The following is a 17,188-nucleotide window of genomic DNA, read 5'->3' on the forward strand; positions in this document are numbered from 1 at the left end:
CCCTCCGCCGGATTCCCCGCGCCTTGCACGCCTCCACCCGGATTTCCCCTGCTATCCAAGCGGTCCAGCCCGCGGAACGGGTCCCGGCGGACCCTGAATCCTCGAGATCGGCCGGGTCGCGCCGAGCCGTTCGCGATGTCGTCCGCGGCCACGTCCCAACCCGTGAAGGTGCTCGATCGGGTCTACGATGCGGCGTGATTTTCACACCCCGGGCCGCGTGGGCCGACACGCCGGAACCGGTGCGGACGGCCGTCGCCGACGCGCTCGGCTCCCCGATCACCGGACACGCCGATCTGCACGGCGGGATGTCGCCCGGTCCGGCCGTGTGCCTGCGGCTGGCCGACGGGCGGCGGGTGTTCGTCAAGGCGGTGTCCGCCGAGGTCCGGGCGCACAACCACGCGATGATCCTGCAGGAGGCCTGGATCCTGGACACCCTGCCGCCGTCGGTGCCCGCGCCCCGGCGCCTGGCCACCGTCGAACACGGGCCGTGGGTCGCCCTGGCCACCACCTGGGCCGGCGGCTCGGCCGGAGAGCTGTGGACCGACACGTCGATCGAGGCGGTCGCGCACGCGTGCCGGACGGCGAGTGGGCACCGCGCGCCGGACACGTTGCCGCCGGTCGCCGAGCGCATCTTCCACTTCGACGGCTGGGCGCGCATGCTCGAGAACCGCGCGGGCGGCGACTGGGAGGCCGCCCACGCGGGGCCGGCGGCGACGGTGGTGGCCGGCTGGGAACGCTGGACGGCCGGCGACGCCCTGGTCCACCGCGACCTCCGCCTGGACAACACAGCGGTCCAGGCGGCGGACGGGTCGGCGGTGCTGCTCGACTGGGCGTATGCCTCGGCCGGCGCCCCGTGGATCGACCTCGCCCAGCTCGCGGCGGACGTGGTCGCCACCGGACACGTCCTGGGCCCGGAAGTGGCGACCGACCGGGCCCACCGGCTGGTGGAAGGGTTGCCGCCCGACGCGTCGCGTTTCGTGGTGGGGCTGGCCGGGATGTGGTGCATCCGTGCCGCGACGGTCCCGGACACCCCCGTGATGCCCCGCATCTCCGCCTGGCGCCGCGCTCGTTCGGTGGCGCTGCGCCCGCTGGTGGCCCGCCTGATCACCGACCTCACCGCCGCCGGCCAGCACAGTCAGCACAGTCAGGCCGGCTAGCTGGATCCACGCCGGAGGGTCAGGGTTTGACGAGGGCGGAGGCGAGCTCCCGGCCGTGGTCGGTCCACGGGGCGGGCCGCATGGTGGCGGGGTCGACGCGGACCGCGAGGCGCCGGCCTTCGGCGTGCACGGTGGCGCCGTCCGTGGAGAGGACCCGGAAGCGGTAGTCGGCGCTGGTGCCGCCGACCCGTTCGAGCCAGAAGTGGACGTTGACCTGGCCGGTGCCGCGGACCGGGCGGTGGTAGGTGATGGCGAAGTCGCGGACGACGTTGAACGCGTCGGGGGTGGTGGGCGCGCCGCCGGCGTAGGAGACGCCGCGGTCGCTCCACCAGGAGGTGATGGCGTGCTCGACCAGCACCGAGTAGCGGGCGTTGTGCAGCACCCCCATCGGGTCGAGGTCGTCGAAGTGCACGGGTGTCGCGACGGTGTGCCCGTAGGAGGCGGCCGCGGGCAGATCGTCGGATCGGAGGCGGGACACGGTCATGAGAGCTCCGGGAGGATCGTCGGGTCGGTGGCGATGGCCCGCAGGTGGGCGAGCAGGGCACGGCGGGACTGGGCGCAGGTGTCGGCGGCGCCGCGGACGGGTGCCTGCATGGCCGCGTAGACGCCGAGGGAGTCGGTGAGGTGGGCCAGGTCGGCGGGGTCGGTGCCGGGGCGCAGGTCGCCGGCGTCGACGGCCTCCCGGGCGAGCCTGGTGAGGAACGCCGTCCAGCCGGTCAGCTGGTCGCCGAGGAGCTGGCGGACGGGTCCGGGGCGGGCGTTGTACTCGAAGTAGCTGTTGGCGAAGAAGCAGCCGCCGGGCAGCTTCTCGGCCTCGTAGAAGGCGAGGCGCCGGTCGTGGGCGGCCCACAGCCGGCGGACGCCGCGCGGGGCTTGCAGGGCGGGGCGGATGACGTCGGTGAGCCACTGTTCGCGGGCGTGGTCGATGACGGCGAGCTGGAGTTCCTCCTTGGAGCGCCAGTGCGCGAACAGGCCGGACTTGCTCAGGCCCAGGGTCTGCGCGAGGCGGGCCAGGGACAGCCCGTCGAGGCCGTCGGCGGATGCCAGTCTCAGGGTGCGGTCGAGCACCGCGGTGCGGGTGCGCTCGCCGCGGAGGAGCCGTCCGTCCTCGGTCATCCCGCCACCATACAAGAAGACCGACCGGTCGGATAGTTAGTTGAGGGCGGCTCGTACCAGTTCGACGGCCTGCTCGTCGGTGATGCCGAGAGCGCGGGCCTTCTCCACGTACGCCCGGGCCGCCCGCTGCGCCTCGGCGGGAGTGCCCGCGGCCCGGGCGGTGATCACGGTTCCGGCGCGGCCCCGGGTCTCGACCAGCCCGGCCTGCTCCAGCTCCCGGTACGCGCGGGCCACCGTGTTCACCGCGAGCCCCAGTTCGCCGGCGAGCGCCCGTACCGGAGGAAGCTTGTGACCCGCGGGGTAGACCCCGTCGGCGGCGAGCGAGGCGATCCGCAGCCGCACCTGCTCGTAGGGCGGCACGGCCGACGCCGGGTCGATACTGATCTCGCTCACAGCGTCTCGCTCACGGGGTCTCGTTCACAGCGTCTTGGGCGGGGTGTTGCCGGCGGCGACGATCGCCTGCCGGATCGGGACCAGGGCGAGCAGGATCGCGCCGACGACGAAGAAGATGACCAGGGACACGATGCCGAGGCGGTAGCTGCTGGTCAGCTGGAACACCAGGCCGAACAGCAGCGGGCCGAGCCAGCTGGTGCCCTTGTCGCTGATCTCGTAGAAGCCGTAGTACTCGCCCTCCTTGCCGGCGGGTATGAGCTGGGAGAACAGGCTGCGCGACAGGGCTTGGCTGCCGCCCAGGACCAGGCCGATGGCCGCGCCGAGGATCATGAACGGGACCGGCCTGCCCTCCGGGATCCAGAACGCGGCCAGCACCACGCCCAGCCACAGCGCCAGGCTGATCAGCACCGTCTTGCGGGCGCCGATCCGGGTGGCGACCGCCCCCAGCAGCAGGGCGCCGCCGAACGCCAGGAACTGCACGATCAGGATGGTGATGATCAGGGTGGCCTGTTCCAGGTGCAGTTCCTCGGTGCCGAACTGGCTGGCCAGGGCGATGACGGTCTGGATGCCGTCGTTGTAGACCAGGTAGGCGAGCAGGAAGAACAAGGTCAGGGGGTACGCCCGGAGCCCGCGGATCGTCTTGCCGAGCTGCCGGAACCCGTCGGTGAGCACATTGCCGCCCGTGGCGGCGGCCTCCTCGCCGGGGCGCTCCTGCAGCCACAGCAACGGCAGCAGGGTGAACAGCCCCCACCACACGCCGGCCGACACGATGCACCAGCGGGCCAGGTCGAGGGTGCGCTGCGAGTCGCCGTCGACGCTCAACGACTGCACGACCACCAGGTTCAGGGCGAGCAGCAGGCCGCCGCCCAGGTAGCCGATGGCCCAGCCCCGCGACGACACCTTGTCCCGGTCGTCGGGGCCGGCCAGCCGGGGCAGGAACGAGTTGTAGACGACGATCGACGCGCCGCCGCTGATGTTCGCGATCAGGAACAGCACCCCGCCGAGCAGGTAGCGGTCGCCGGTCACGAACGCCATCGCGATCGTCGCGGCGGCGCCGGTGAACGCGGTCACGGCCAGCAGCGGCTTCTTACGGCGGGCCCGGTCGGCGACCGCACCCATGACCGGAAGCACGAACACGGTCAGGAACACCGACAGCGACACCAGGTACGGGTAGTAGGACCCGGCCGCGATCGACAGGCCCAGCGGGTGCACCCGCCCGTCGCACACGTCGGCGCCCAGCTCGCAGCCCGCGGCCAGCTCGGTGACCGTGGTGAGGAACGGCCCCAGGAACACGGTGATGACCGTGGTGGAGAACGCCGAGTTCGCCCAGTCGTAGAAGTACCAGCCGGTGCGTTCCCGGCGGGTGGACACCGGGGCGTCGGTCGTGGACAAGTGCCCTCCCTGGGGCGCTGCGCGGATTTGCCGCGCAGATCATCGCACCCTACGTAGCCGTACCTTGATCGCCCGGCCGGTAGTACTCCGCGAGCGCAGCGGTGGCCGGGTCCTCCGACGCGGCCAGGGTCGCCCACGGGTCGGCGCCGGGCGGCAGCTCCTCGGCGGCGTAGGCGGCCAGTTCCTGCGGGTCCTGGGCGGGCAGCCGGTCCAGCATCGCCTGGTCGACGATCCCGGCGTGGCTCAGCCCGAGGCTGCCGGTGTCGATCCACGGCCAGCCGTCCACCGGCTCGGGCAGCGCCCCCACGTCCAGCATCGGCGGGAACACCTCCACAGCCGCGTCCTCGGCGGCCGGGGCGTCGTCGAGAGCCTCGTGGGCCTCCGGTTCCAGCGTGCCGAGCTCCTCGTGCGCCGGCGGCAGATGTCCGTGGTCCTCCCACGCGGTCTCCAGCGCCGGGGGGTCGTCGTCGGGGATGTGCCACGCGTCGTCCTGCGGCTCCGGCAGCACCTGATCATCCGGCGCGGGCAGTTCGACGTGCTCGAACGAGCCGTCGTCGTCGTGGTGACCGGGCCAGTCGTGCTCGCTCATGACTCCTCCTTCGGGGCGGGCGTCAGTGCCGCCGCCCGGGACAGGACCTCGTCCACCTGGGTGATCCGGGCTCGTACGGTGTCGCGTTCCTGCTGGGCGGCGGCCCGGCGGCGGGCCCGCCCGGCGGCGTCCTCGGCCGCCGCGGCGTCGATGTCGGCGATGTGCGCGTCCAGTTCCCGCAGCCGTTTCTCGACCGCGTCGTCGACGGCCACCGACAGCGCGTACTGCAGGTCGGTGAACCGGTAGGAGATCTCGTCGGACAGCGCGGCGCGGGCCTCGCCGAGCACGTCGCGCAGCCAGATCCGGGCCTGCTGCCGGTCGGTCTGCACCCGCCGCCGGTACAGCACGTACCCGCCGGCGGCCAGGCCCAGCCCGATCCCGGCGACCGGGATGAGCAACCCGCCCGCGGCCAGGCCGCCCGCGCCCAGCACCGACGCGCCGAGCATCGCCCCGCGCCCGGCCATGAACGCGATCCCGCCCGCCGACAGGGCGATCAGCATGTTGTCGGCCGCCCCGTCGCGCGGCGGCGCCGACTCCAGGGTGTGCCGCAGGGTGGCGTTGACCTGGGCGAGCATCTGGTCCAGCTCGGCGGCCTCGAACACCTCCGCCAGGACCGTCTCGGCGACCTGCCGGAACGTGACCTCCAGGTCCTGCGACAGGGCCACCGCCACCGCCTGCAACTCGGCGTCCAGCTGCTGCGGCAGGGCGGCCAGGGTGTCGCGGCGCGACGTGTCGATGCCGGCGGTGACGTCCTGCTGCACGGCGGCGATGCGGGTCCGCAGCTTCCCGACGACCTCGGTGCGGGCGCGCTGGGTCTCGCTGGACAGCAGCAGCGTCCAGTGCCGGGACTCGGTGCGTTTGCGGGCGGCCAGGGCGGCGCGGTCCGCGCGTACCCTCGCCTGCTGTTCCGGGTCCGCCTCCGCGGCGGCCACCCTGGCCTGGGCGGCCGTCTCCAGCCGGGCCAGTTCCCCGCGCGCGGTGCGCAGCACGTTGGCCAGCTGTAGCTGGTGGCCGCGGCCGGCCAGGTCGACCAGGGCGTGCTGCAGCCCGGCGATCTGCGACGCGTCGACCAGCGCGGCCTGCTCGGAGGCGGGCGCCGACAGGGCCAGCTCGGCGAGTCGCGCCGACACCGGGAACCAGGGTGCGGCCGCGAACCGCGGGGCGTGGGCCAGCAGCAGCAGCCGGTTGTCGTCGCGGATGCGCCGCCAGCCGCCGAACGCGTCGACCTTGGTCAGGGCGAACACCACGTTGTTGACCCGTTCGCTGGCCGCCACCAGGAACGTCAGCTCCGGCTTGGACAGCGGCGCCGACGCGTCGGCCACGAACAGCAGCGCCGTCGCCCGCTCCACCGCGTCCAGCGCCACCGCGGTGTGCGCCGGGTCCAGCCCGCCCACGCCCGGGGTGTCGAGCAGGCTCACGTACTGCAGCAGCCGCGCCGGGTGGGTGACCTCGATGCGGCGGGCCCGCTGCTCCCCGGTCGCCCACGCGGCCAGGTCGTCCACCTCGACGCTCTCGCCGCCGGGCAGCACCGCCCGCGCGCCCGCCTCGCCGGGGGAGAAGTGCAGGTAGGTGCTGGTAGCGACGGCGGCGTCCACCGGCGACAGACCGGGCACGCCCAGCAGCGCGTTGAGCAGGGAACTCTTGCCGCGTTTGGTCTCGCCGACCAGCACCACCGACGGGCGGGTCACCCGGGCGCGGCGCAGGTCCGCCAGCTCGGCGCCGGCGTCCGGGTCCTGCGTCCTGACGTACGCCAGAACCGACTCGACCGTGCGCTGCAGATCCTTCGCGAGCACCGTGGGGGTTGTCATGGCCGCACCTGCTTGGCGAGGAGATAGAAACCGCGGTGGGCGACCTGCGCGACCCGCGACTGGGCGGGCCCGGCCCCGGCGACCGCGAACACCCGCCACCGGTTCGCCGCGTCCAGGGCCGCCGCGGCCAGCTGGTCGACCGTCGCGTCCGGCAGCCGCAGGATCCACCGCGGGTCGTGCGAGGTGGCCAGCCGGGTCAGCTCCTGCTCCCACTCGGCGGGCAGCGTCACCTCGCCGGTGCTGACCCGCTGCGCCGCCGCGATCACCCGCAGCCGGTGATAGTCGGGCTCGCGCAGCACCCGTTCCACCGCGTCGCGCACCGCCTCCCGGCCGGCGCCGTCGCGGGTCAGCCCGGCGAGCCGTTCCAGCCTGGCCAGCGCCCAGCCGGCCTTGATCGCGTCCGACCGCCACCGGAACGCGTCCTGCAGGGTGTGCCGCAGCCGCGGGAACCCGGACACCGCGAGCAGCCGTTCCAGCAGCGCCGACGGCGGCAGGGCGGGCTCGGCGCGCAGCTGGGCGATCGCGAAGCCGATGCCGTACAGGTCGAGCAGGGTGAGCAGGCGTTCGCGCCGCTCCGGGGCGACCTCGGACGGCCGGCCGCGGAACAGGTCCGCCGAGGCGAGCAGCACCGCCAGGTCCGGTGAGCGGGCCAGCACGCGCAGCGCGTCGATGTCGGCACCGGTCAGCCGGCCCGCCTCCGCGGTCTCGGCGAGCAGCCCGGCCACCGGGACGACCTCACTGACCGTACGCGCCAGCAGCCGCCCCTGATCGGCCGCCAGGGGACCGGCCACCGGCCACGGGTCGCCGGCGCCACCGACCAGGGTGTCCACCTTCCCGAACACGCCCAGCGCGTTGATCGGGCCGGAGGACAGCCGCGCCGACGCCGCCCGGAACGCCTCCAGCGCCCGCAGGTCGTCCGCGCGCACCGCCTGGGTGAACACGTAGACGACCGCCTCGGCGGCGGCCACCTCCCCGGTGGAGTCGGCGTCGATGTCCAGGTCGAACGGCGCCGTCGAGGTGCCGACCGCCTCCGCGGCCCGCTCGGAGATCCGCGTGTCGGCCGACGCCAGCCCCGGGGTGTCCACCACCGTCAGCTCGCGCAGCTTCTCGCTGGTCAGCGTCACATCCACGTAGGCGACCGTCGCGCCCGGCACCCCGAGGCGCTGGGGGATCATGCCGTCGTCGTCCAGTGGCAGGCTGTGCCGGGAGCCGTCGCGGCGCACCACGTCGACCCGGTCGGCCGGTCCGTACCGGAACCTGGTCACCACCCGGGTGCACTCGCCGACCGCCGTCGGGGCCACCCGGCGCCCGATCAACGCGTTGACGAGTGTCGACTTTCCGGCTTTCAGGCGACCCGCGATGGCCACCCGCAACGGCTCGTGCAGCCGCTCGCCGACGAGTCGTACCTGCCCAGCGACCTCGGGACCGGTCGAAGCGACGATCTCGTCACACAGCGTTGCCAGCCGTGCGGATAGCGGTCCGGTCACGACGACTCGTCAGCCGAGCACACTGTCAGCAACAATGGCACAACTGTGGCGGGGGTCGGCACGCTCAACCGTTCGCACCCTTCGATCAGGATTGGGCCGGCGGCAGGGCGGGAACGCCTGCCGCAGCACAGCCTACGAGGGGCGAGCGGGCGGGGGATCCCGTGTTCGTGCCACGACGGGGGAGGAGGCAGGGTTGGCGGACCCTCAGGACCTGGCGGGTGACGCCGCCGCACGCCTGCGCGCGCCCGCCCTGGTCATCATCGCCGGGCCGCCCGGCTCCGGCCGCACCACCCTGCTGCGCGCCGCCGCGGCGGCGGTGCCCGGCCCCGCCTTCACCGGCGGCGGTCTCGCCATGCTGCGCACCGTGCCCGCGCTGGCCCTGTCCCGGGCCGTCCGCGCCCGCCTGCCCGGCCACGACGTGCACCTGCTCGCCGAAGCGGTCCGCTCCCGCGTCAAGGGCGGCCTGCTCGTCCTCGACGACCTGCAGTACGCCGACCCGGCCACCCTCGCCGCGCTGCCCCTGATCGCCCGGCACTGCCGCGTCCTGGCCGCCCTGCGCACCCCGCACCGCGTCGACCCCGCTCTGCTGGACGGCGCGGTCCGGCTCGACGTGCCACCGCTGGGCCGCGCCGCCGCCGTCGACCTCGCCCGCCGCGCCGGGGGCCAGCTCGACGACAGCACCCTCGCGGCCGTCGTGGACCGCGCCGGCGGCAACCCCCTCGCGATCTCCGCGCTGGCCCGGCAGGCAGCGGCGGGCCGCGGCGCGCCCGGCTCCGACATCGACCAGGTGGCGTACGCGATCGCGACCGCGCTCGCCGACCTGCCCCGGCCCGCCCGCACCGCCCTGGCCGCCCTGGGCCTGCTCGGCCGGCCCGCACCCGCCGCCCTGCTCGGCGCGGGCGCCACCGACCTTCTCGCCGCGGGCCTGGTCGCCGACGCCGGCGACGGTCTCGTGCCCACCTCCACCTACGTGGCCGAGACCGCGGCCGGGCTGCTCGACGCCGACGCCCGCACCGACCTGCACCGCCGCCTGGCCGACCTCACCCCGCCGGCCGAGGCCGCCCGGCACCTCGCCGCCGCCGGCGACCACCCCGCCGCCTTCCGCCAGGCCCTCGCCGCGGCCGACCGCACCGCCGGCGGTGACCGGGCCGAGCTGCTGCTGTTCGCCTGCGACCTGCCCGTGCCGGTCGACCCCCGGGTCCGGGTCGCCGCCGCCGACGCCGCCCTGGCCGCCGGGCGCCCCCGGTCCGCCGCGGCCGTGCTCGACACCGGCGAACCCCTGGGCGTCGACGCCGACGTGCTGCGCGGCGAGGCCCTGCTCCAGGCGGGGCTGCCCGCCCAGGCCCAGAACGCCGTCCACCGCATCCCCGACGCGGCCCCGCCCGCGGTGCTCGCCGCCCGCGACCGGGTGCTGCTACTCGCCGAGCTGGCCCTCGACCCGGCCGCCGCCCTCGACACCGCCGCCAAGCTCACCGCCCGGCACGCCGCCCCGCCACCCTCGGCGTCCTCCGGCATCCCCGCCTCGCGGCCCGCCGCCCCGTCCGCCCAAGCCGCCCCGTCCGCCCAGGCTGCGTCGCCCGCCCGGGCTGCGTCGTATGCGGGTGCCGTCTCGCCCGAGGGCGCGCCGGCCGCCTTGCCGCCCGGCATCGCCGCCGCGGTGGCCTCCGTGCACGCCGCGCACCGCACCGACGGCTGGGCCGCCGAGCTGACCGCCGCGGCCACCGACCTCACCGACCGGCCCGCCGCCCGCACCGCGGCGTGGCTGCTCGTGGAGACCCTCGCCGCCGACGGCCGCCTCACCGAGTCCGCGGCCGCCGCCCGCAGCGCGGCCCGGGCGTGCCGGGCCGACCTGGCCTACGGCTGGGAGACCCGCTTCCTCGCCGCCGCCGACTGGGCCCTCGCCCTGCACGGCGCACCCCTGCCCGCTGAGCCCCGTCCTGCTAAGCCACTGCCCGCTGAGCCCCGTCCGGGCGTGAACCCCGGCGCTATCGCCGAAACCGGCGTCTCCGCGCCCGAGCATGACCCTGGGAACGCTCCCGAGCAGGACACCGCCGACGACGTGCAGCGCCGCGCCGCGAACCTCGCCGACCGGTCTCTGCCCGACGACGCCCGCGCCTACGCCACCGCCGCCGTCGCCCTGGTCGAGGCCGACACCGGCCTGCTCGCCGCCGCCCGGGCCCGCCTCACCGGCGCACCCACCCATCCCGCCACCACCTGGGTGGGCCGCGAGGCCGCCTGGCTCGACGGGCAACCCGACCGCGCCACCGCCGCCGACACCGCCAACCCGGGCCTGCTCGGCGGCCTGTCCGCGATCACCGCCCGCTGGGCCGGACACGACCTCGGCGCCCACGACACCCCGCCGATCCCGGACCGTGTGCCGCAGGCCGCCCGCCGCACCCTGCTGGCCTGGGCCACCGGCACCGGGTTCACCGCGGCCGCCGACGCGTGGACACCGACCGCGCTGCGCGAGCAGATCCGCTGCCTGCTCGCCGCCGGCCTGCACGAGACCCAGCCCGGCCGGGCCATCGACGCCCTGCTGACCGCCGAGAAACTCGCCGACGCCGCCGGGCTGACCGTGCTCGCCGGCCGGGCCCGCCGCGGCCTTCGGCGCCACCACGTACACCGCGACGTGCGCAGCCCCCGTTCCGGCAGCAAGCTCACCAACCGGGAGACCGACGTGCTGCGCCTGGTCGCCGCCGGTGAGCCGACCCGCCGCATCGCCGGGCAACTGGGCATCTCCGCCGAGACCGTCGACACCCACATCCGCGCCGGCATGCGCAAACTCGGCGCCCGTACCCGTACCGAAGCGGCCGCTCTCGCCTTCGCACACGACCTTGGGGAGGTCAGCACGTGACGCGACAGCCCGACGCGCCACGCCACGTGGTGGCCTCCGGAGCCGACGCCGACGCCGTCCTGCGGCGCCTGGCCCGCGACGGCTGGCACACCCAGGAGGGATTCGCCCTGCCGCAACAGGCGTGGGACGCGCCCGCCCGGCTCATCCTGCACGGCCGGATAGCCGACCAGGACACCCTGCAGCTGTGTGTGCTCGCCGCCGCCCGCGGCGCCGGCATCGTCGCGATCTGCGACCCCGACACGTCACTGGGCCGCGCCCTGGTCGACGACCTCACCCGGCTGGGCCCCGTGCAGCACGGCCCCGGCCCGGAACCCGGCGACGCCCTCGCCGACCTCGTACCCGAGCAACGTGCCCTGCTGGACCGCCTGGCCGCCGGCGACACGATCGCCGCGGCGGCCGCCGCCGAATACCTGTCCCTGCGCACCGCGAACCGGCGCATCGCCGAAGCCCGCGCCCTGTTCGGCGTCCGCACCACCCGCGAGGCCGTCCTGGCCTACCTCCGGCAGCGCACCCAGCAACGATGACCGGTGACACGTTGCCGCGCAGCAGCCGCCTCGACCCCGATCACCTGGTCGCCCGGATCTTCGAGATCACCGGCGTGCGCCTGACGGTCGAGGGCCCGTGCCCCGGCGGTGAGGTCGGCGCCGCGTACGTGCGCTGGCCCGACGGCCGCCGCTCGGTGCTGTCGGAGGGCAACTCCCGGGTGTCGCCGCTGCTCGACCAGGCCCGCGCCGCCGGCGTACCCACCGCCAAGCAGGAGCTGACCGCCCACATCGACGGCCGCCGCGTCCTCGTCCAGCAACGCCTCCCCGGCGTCCCGCCCGCCACGATCGACGCCCCGCTGGTCCACCAGATGGTGGCCGTCAACACCCGCCTCGCCGGCCTGCTCTCCCGCGCGCCGTCCGCGCCCAGGCCGGTGGAACTCCATCTCAGCGACGACGGTCCCGGTTTCTGCCTGCACAAACCCCTGCTGGAGTACGGCGGGCGCGCCGCACGCCTGCTCGACTGGGTCCACGAGGTCGCCGCCGAGCTCCCGCACATCACCGGGGACGACCTGGTCCACTTCGACTTCCACCCGCACAACGTCCTGGTCGAGTCCGGCCGCCTCACCGGCGTCATCGACTGGGACGGCGCCACCCGCTACGACGGCACCTTCGACCTGGTCACGTTGCGCTTCACCCTCGGGCACCAGGCCCCGCACCTGACCGGGATCGCCGACGAGGCGCTGCGCGGCCGCGACGAGGCCCGCCGGCGCGCCTTCTGGGCGCACATGAGCCTGCGCCAGGTCGACTGGTCCATCCGCCACCACGACCCGGCCACCGTCGAGGCGTGGCTGGACGTCGCCGAACCCGGCATCTCCTGACCCACCCGGCATCTCCTGGCCACCCGGCATGCCCTGGCCCACCCGGCGCCGGTTTCGGCCCGCCCCGGTCCGCGGCGACACACTTTCCGGTGATCTCGCTCCCGGCTGTCGAGAACGCGACGCCGGCTTCGTCCCAGGGACAGCAGCGGCCACCAGGGCCGCGCGACCGAGGATGCGAGGAACCGACGGTGCGACCGAACGAGATCACCGAGATCCTGAACCGCCCGCTCAGCCGGGAGATGCTGGCCCGCGACCTGACCCGCCTGGCCTACGTCGCGAAGGACGGCACCCCCCGCACCGTGCCGATCGGGTTCACCTGGAACGGCACGCGGATCGTCATGTGCACCACCAAGAACGCGCCGAAGATCCCGGCGCTGCGTGACAACCCGGCCGTCGCCCTGACGATCGACACCGAGGTGCACCCACCCACGATCCTGCTGATCCGCGGCCGGGCCGAGCTGGACTTCGTCGACGGCATCCCGGACGAGTACCTGCGCGCGAACACCACCTACGAGATGACCGCGGAACAACGGGTCGAGTGGGAGGCGGAGGTCCGGTCGCTGTACCGCGACGGGATGGTCCGGATCGTCGTGACCCCGACCTGGGCGAAACTGATCGACTTCGCGACGACCCTGCCGAGCGCGGTCGAGGAACTGGTCCGGCAACGCGAGCAGCGCGGCTGAGCGCGTTAATCGCTCGCCGGGAACGTCCGGCCACGGTAGAACCGGGCGATGACCGAACAACTGTTGCCCGGCGGACGCAGTTACGGGGCGGTCCGCGCCGGCGACGAGGTCCGCCGCCCACCGCAACCGTGGACGGCGACAGTGCACTCGGTGCTGCGCCATCTGGAGGACACCGGTTTCGACGGCGCCCCGCGCACCCTCGGCCTCGACGAGCGGGGCCGTGAACGCCTGACGTTCCTGCCCGGCGAGACCCTGGGCGACACCGGGCCGGTCTGGCCGGCCTGGCTGCGCTCCGACGACGCGCTCCGGCAGGTCGGCCGCTGGCTGTCCCGGCTGCACGACGCCACCGCCGCGTTCCGGCCGCCCGCCGGCGCCGTCTGGTTCACCGGCCGGCCGTGGCAGCCGGGACTGGTCATCGCCCACCTGGACGCCTCCCCGTGGAACGTCGTGTGGGACGACGACGGCGCCCTGGTCGGCTTCGTCGACTGGGACACCGCCAGCCCGTCCGAACGCGAAGGCGACCTGGCGTTCTCCGCGCTCACCTGGGTGCCGCTGCTGACCGCGGAGATCGCCGAGCCCGCCGGATTCGGCGACCCGGCCGACCGGCGACGGCGGCTGCACCTGTTCCTGGACGCGTACGGCTACACCGGCGACCGCACCGCGATCCGTGACGCGATCCTCGGACGGGTCGAGCGCAACGTCGCGATCATCCGGCAGATCGCCGACGGTGGCGAACCGGCCTTCCAGCGCATGCTGCCGTGGGCGGCGCAGCTGGAACGCTCCGGGGCCGAGGTCGCCGCGCTGCCGGACGAGTTCTGGCAGGCGCCCGGCCGTGGCTGAGGCACTGCTCCTGTCGGGGACCGTCGGCGCCGGCAAGACATCCGTCGCGGACGCGCTCGGCGACCTGCTGCAGGAGGCGGGCGTCGCCGGCGCGGTCATCGACGTCGACTGGCTGCGACGCTGCTGGCCGGCGCCACCCGGCGACCGGTTCCACCACGACCTGACCCTGCGCAACCTGCAAGCCGTGGCGGGCACCTACCTGGCGGCCGGCGCCCACCGGCTCGTCCTGGCCGGGGTGCTGGAGAGCCGCGACCAGCGCGACGACTACCAGGCGGCGCTGGGCGTGCCGCTCACGGTGTGCCGGCTGCACGCCGACCTGACCACCGTCCGGCAGCGCCTCGAACAGCGGCACGCGCAGGACCCGGCCGGGCTGGCCTGGCACCGGGAACGCTGCGGCGAACTCGACGACATCCTCCGCCGGGCGAACGTCGAGGACTTCACGGTCGACGGCAGCACCGGATCCGTGCACGACATCGCCGCAGCGGTCCGCGCGGCCGCCGGCTGGAAGGACTGACCGCCGTGGAATGGGTGAAGGAGTTCTACTCGCGTACCGGCGACTGGTGGGCCGGCGCGGAAGCCGTCGTCACCGACGAGGACCGGCAGCGCGCCGCCGCCATCCGGGCACACGCCGGCGACGGGCCACGGCGGGTGCTCGAGCTCGGCTCCGGGTACGGCGCCGCCGCCGTGGCCACCGCCCTGGCCGGGCACACCGTCACCGCCGTCGAACTGGGCGACCGCGCCACCCACACCCCGCGCCTGGCCGCCCGGCACCACGTCCCCGACGACCGGCTCACCCTGGTCCGCGGCGACTTCTACCAGGTACGGCTCGACGGCCGCTTCGACGCAGTCACCTACTGGGACGGCTTCGGGGTGGGCACCGACGACGACCAGCGGCGCCTGCTCACCCGCATCGCCCGCGACTGGCTGACACCCGGCGGCGTCGCCCTGATCGACGTCTACAACCCGTTCGTGTGGGCCGCCCGGCACGGCACCCGCGAGCACCGCGACCGCCGCCCCGCCGACGGCTACCCCTACGAGCTGGAGAAACTGCTCACCTTCGACCCGCACACCAGCACCGCCACCGACACCTGGTGGGAGACCGCCCACCCGGAACGGCGCCTCAGCCAGCGCCTGCGCTGCTACACCCCGGCCGACCTGACCCTGCTGCTCACCGGCACCGGCCTGCATCTGGAGGAAGTCCACCCCGACGGCGACCTGCGCGACACCGCCTGGAGCTACCTGGCCGTCCTGACCGGCTGAAAGTCCAGCTCGTCCAGCGACCGCACCCGCCGCACCCCCGCGGCGGCCTCGTCACCGGCGTACGCGTCGTCGCGGTCCACCAGCACCGCGTCCCACCCCGCCGCCCGCGCCGCCAGCACATCCTTGGGCAAAGAATCACCCACCATCAGCACCGACGGCCAGGACGAGCCGGTCGACCCCGGACCCGGCACTCCCGGCTCCACCCCCAGCAGAGCGGCCGTGTGCCGGAACGCCCGCACATCCGGCTTCCCAGCCGGCAGCACCGACGACGCCACCAGCACCCCGGCGTCCCCGGCCAGCCCGACCCGCGCCAGCTTGCGGCGCTGCTGCTCCTCGTCACCGTTGGTCAGCACCGCCACCGCCAGCCCGGCAGCCGCCGCCCGCCGCAACGCCGGCCCCGCATCCGGGAACGCCACCCACCCGGCCTCATACCGCTCCAGGTACCCGGCGAACAGCACATCGGCCTCCGCGTCGGACACCGTCACCCCGAGGAACTCCCGCACCCGCTCCCGGCGCTGCCCCGCGAACGTGATCTCCCGCCGCTGCCACCGAGCGAACAGCGGCACCGACACCGCCGCCCACCGCGCCGCCAGATCCGAACCGGCCAGATCCGAACCGGCCACGTCCGAACCCGCGCCGTCGACGCCCGTGACACCGTGCTCCGCCGCCCACGCCACCACCGCGGCGGCCGCAGCCGACCGCTGATCGACCAGCGTGTCATCCAGATCGAACACCACGGCCCGCAGCACCGGAACACCCTACCGACGGCATCCCGACCGGCGGCGCACCCTCGACATGTCCACCGGCCGCGTCCGGTCCACGAACCGCGGCACCTGCAGCTCACCGGCCCGCAACGGCGCCAGCACCGCGTCGATCCCCTCGACGATCAACCGTGTCGCCACCGTCACCCGCGCACCCGGCCCCACGGGCAGACCCGACAGATCCACCGGCTCACCGAACCGCACCCGCACCACCGGCCGGCGCAGCACCGCGTACGCCAGTGCCCGCACCAACCGCCGCGGCGCCACATAGGGCATCACCGCATGCGTGCCCCACTGTGCCACCGGCACCACCGGCGCGCCCGACAACGCCGCCATCCGTGCCACACCCGTCTTGCCCCGCTCCGGCCACATCCACGGATCCAGCCCGATCCGCCCCTCCGGATAGACCAGCACCGTCGAACTCGCCGTCAACGCCGCCGCCGCGGCCGGCAACGCCTCCGCCACCCGCGCCGACCGCCGATCCACCCGGATGTGCCCGCACGCCCGCATGATCGACCCCAGCACCGGCGCACGGAACACCCCACCGGTCGCCATGAACCGCGGCGCCAGACCCACCCGGGAGCACGCCGCCATCATCACGACCGGGTCGACCGGGCTCACATGGTTGACCGCCAGAATCAGCGGCCCCGCCCGCAACCCGGCCGGAACCACACCGGACACCCGCAACCGGCACAACGGAAACACCAGCACCCGAGCGAACACCAGCAGGAACCGCCACAACAGCGGCACCCGCCACACCGGCTCAGCCACCCCCGAGGTCACCCCGCGTCGCGCAGCTCCGCGAGCCGCGACTCGATCTCGGCAAGCTGCGCCCGCAACCGGTCCGCCTCCTCCTCGGCCTCCTTACGCTCGGCCGACAGGATCTGCTCCACCGCCTCCTGCACACCCGGCACATCCACCAGCGACACCATCCGCATCGCCTCCACCGGCTTGATCACATAGGGCTTCGCCAGCACCTTCGCACCCTGCGCCGCCGACACCAGCCACTCACCCTCGGCATACGCCAACGTCACCGTCAGACCAGCAGGAGCCTTCGGCTTCGCCACCCGGGCAGGCTTACGCGGCGCCGGGGGAGCGGCAGCAGTTTCCGTCACCGGCTCAGCCTGCACGTCCGCGGCCGCCGGATCAGGGCGACGCGCGGGAGCCTCCTCCAGCAGAGGCGGCCCCGACGGCGCCGCCGGCTCAGGAGCAGCCTTCACCGGACGCGGCGCAGCCTTCACACCCCGCGGCGCCACCAGCAGATCGGCGGGGGAGAAGGGCAACTCGTCACGCCCGAACCGCACCACCACCCAGTCGTCCGACTCCGCCGGATCGGTCAGCCCCACCACCTGACCCAGCTGACCCGCGATCTGCCCCGCCGCATCGGTGAACACCACCTTCGGCTTACGGCCCGCGGCCACACCCTCCCGGATTACCCGGAGCTCATCCTCGGACAGACCCATTCCCGCATCCACCTCTCGTACG

The 17,188-nt window shown here is 74.7% G+C and carries 18 protein-coding genes; 8 read left to right on the top strand and 10 right to left on the bottom strand.

From position 1 onward, the window contains the following. The first annotated feature begins 194 nt into the window (after window positions 1–194). Window positions 195–1,157, top strand: a complete 963-nt coding sequence (locus tag QSK31_RS11715; RefSeq protein ID WP_285683516.1) for a phosphotransferase family protein — start codon at window positions 195–197, stop codon at window positions 1,155–1,157. A gap of 19 nt (window positions 1,158–1,176) precedes the next feature. Here QSK31_RS11715 and QSK31_RS11720 read toward each other — a convergent pair whose 3' ends face one another. Genes QSK31_RS11720 through QSK31_RS11750 form a run of 7 tightly spaced genes read right to left on the bottom strand, consistent with a single transcriptional unit; the run spans window position 1,177 to window position 7,942 of the window. After that, window positions 1,177–1,641, bottom strand: coding sequence for an acyl-CoA thioesterase (locus QSK31_RS11720; RefSeq protein ID WP_285683517.1), 465 nt, complete (start codon window positions 1,639–1,641; stop codon window positions 1,177–1,179). Continuing rightward, the gene (locus QSK31_RS11725; protein WP_285683519.1) at window positions 1,638–2,273 is read right to left on the bottom strand and encodes a TetR/AcrR family transcriptional regulator; all 636 of its coding nucleotides are present in this window, start codon (window positions 2,271–2,273) and stop codon (window positions 1,638–1,640) included. The genes QSK31_RS11720 and QSK31_RS11725 overlap by 4 nt, the downstream gene beginning before the upstream one ends. Before the next feature lie 36 nt (window positions 2,274–2,309). Then, window positions 2,310–2,666 carry a GntR family transcriptional regulator gene (locus QSK31_RS11730; RefSeq protein WP_285683520.1) on the bottom strand — a complete coding sequence of 119 codons (357 nt, stop codon included), beginning with the start codon at window positions 2,664–2,666 and terminating at the stop codon, window positions 2,310–2,312. 24 nt (window positions 2,667–2,690) lie between these two features. After that, window positions 2,691–4,058, bottom strand: a complete 1,368-nt coding sequence (locus QSK31_RS11735; RefSeq protein ID WP_285683522.1) for an MFS transporter — start codon at window positions 4,056–4,058, stop codon at window positions 2,691–2,693. Window positions 4,059–4,107: 49 nt separating this feature from the next. After that, a complete protein-coding gene (locus QSK31_RS11740) occupies window positions 4,108–4,647 on the bottom strand; it encodes a hypothetical protein (protein WP_285683524.1) in 540 nt (179 codons plus the stop codon). Next, window positions 4,644–6,455 (bottom strand): dynamin family protein, encoded by a 1,812-nt coding sequence (locus tag QSK31_RS11745; RefSeq protein ID WP_285683526.1) that lies wholly within the window; start codon window positions 6,453–6,455, stop codon window positions 4,644–4,646. Before QSK31_RS11745 ends, QSK31_RS11740 begins: the two co-directional genes overlap by 4 nt. Then, a complete protein-coding gene (locus tag QSK31_RS11750) occupies window positions 6,452–7,942 on the bottom strand; it encodes a dynamin family protein (RefSeq protein ID WP_285683527.1) in 1,491 nt (496 codons plus the stop codon). The genes QSK31_RS11745 and QSK31_RS11750 overlap by 4 nt, the downstream gene beginning before the upstream one ends. Window positions 7,943–8,135: 193 nt before the next feature. On the opposite strand from QSK31_RS11750, the gene QSK31_RS11755 reads away from it, so the two are divergent. From QSK31_RS11755 to QSK31_RS11785, 7 genes are all read left to right on the top strand, one after another. After that, window positions 8,136–10,796, top strand: a complete 2,661-nt coding sequence (locus QSK31_RS11755; RefSeq protein ID WP_285683529.1) for a LuxR C-terminal-related transcriptional regulator — start codon at window positions 8,136–8,138, stop codon at window positions 10,794–10,796. Then, window positions 10,793–11,320, top strand: coding sequence for a LuxR family transcriptional regulator (locus QSK31_RS11760; RefSeq protein WP_285683531.1), 528 nt, complete (start codon window positions 10,793–10,795; stop codon window positions 11,318–11,320). Before QSK31_RS11755 ends, QSK31_RS11760 begins: the two co-directional genes overlap by 4 nt. Beyond that, window positions 11,317–12,159, top strand: a complete 843-nt coding sequence (locus QSK31_RS11765) for a phosphotransferase (protein ID WP_285683533.1) — start codon at window positions 11,317–11,319, stop codon at window positions 12,157–12,159. Before QSK31_RS11760 ends, QSK31_RS11765 begins: the two co-directional genes overlap by 4 nt. Window positions 12,160–12,347: 188 nt before the next feature. After that, window positions 12,348–12,842: a pyridoxamine 5'-phosphate oxidase family protein gene (locus QSK31_RS11770; protein ID WP_285683534.1), complete on the top strand. Its 495-nt coding sequence runs from the start codon at window positions 12,348–12,350 to the stop codon at window positions 12,840–12,842. A gap of 48 nt (window positions 12,843–12,890) precedes the next feature. Then, a complete protein-coding gene (locus QSK31_RS11775) occupies window positions 12,891–13,682 on the top strand; it encodes an aminoglycoside phosphotransferase family protein (protein WP_285683536.1) in 792 nt (263 codons plus the stop codon). Next, window positions 13,675–14,196, top strand: coding sequence for a P-loop nucleotide/nucleoside kinase family protein (locus QSK31_RS11780; protein ID WP_285683538.1), 522 nt, complete (start codon window positions 13,675–13,677; stop codon window positions 14,194–14,196). The genes QSK31_RS11775 and QSK31_RS11780 overlap by 8 nt, the downstream gene beginning before the upstream one ends. 5 nt (window positions 14,197–14,201) lie before the next feature. After that, window positions 14,202–14,942 carry a class I SAM-dependent methyltransferase gene (locus tag QSK31_RS11785; protein ID WP_285683540.1) on the top strand — a complete coding sequence of 247 codons (741 nt, stop codon included), beginning with the start codon at window positions 14,202–14,204 and terminating at the stop codon, window positions 14,940–14,942. Here QSK31_RS11785 and QSK31_RS11790 read toward each other — a convergent pair. From QSK31_RS11790 to QSK31_RS11800, 3 genes are read right to left on the bottom strand one after another with little or no spacing between them, the layout of a single operon-like run. Beyond that, complete coding sequence (locus QSK31_RS11790; protein ID WP_285683541.1) at window positions 14,918–15,691, bottom strand: HAD family hydrolase; 774 nt, start codon at window positions 15,689–15,691, stop codon at window positions 14,918–14,920. The two genes, QSK31_RS11785 and QSK31_RS11790, sit on opposite strands and share 25 nt — an antisense overlap. 9 nt (window positions 15,692–15,700) lie before the next feature. Next, window positions 15,701–16,474 (bottom strand): lysophospholipid acyltransferase family protein, encoded by a 774-nt coding sequence (locus QSK31_RS11795; RefSeq protein WP_285683543.1) that lies wholly within the window; start codon window positions 16,472–16,474, stop codon window positions 15,701–15,703. Between the two features lie 8 nt (window positions 16,475–16,482). Next, window positions 16,483–17,166: a hypothetical protein gene (locus QSK31_RS11800; protein WP_285683544.1), complete on the bottom strand. Its 684-nt coding sequence runs from the start codon at window positions 17,164–17,166 to the stop codon at window positions 16,483–16,485. Window positions 17,167–17,188 lie beyond the last annotated feature (22 nt).

The organism is Actinoplanes sp. NBRC 103695 (genome assembly GCF_030269485.1).
GTDB lineage: Bacteria > Actinomycetota > Actinomycetes > Mycobacteriales > Micromonosporaceae > Actinoplanes.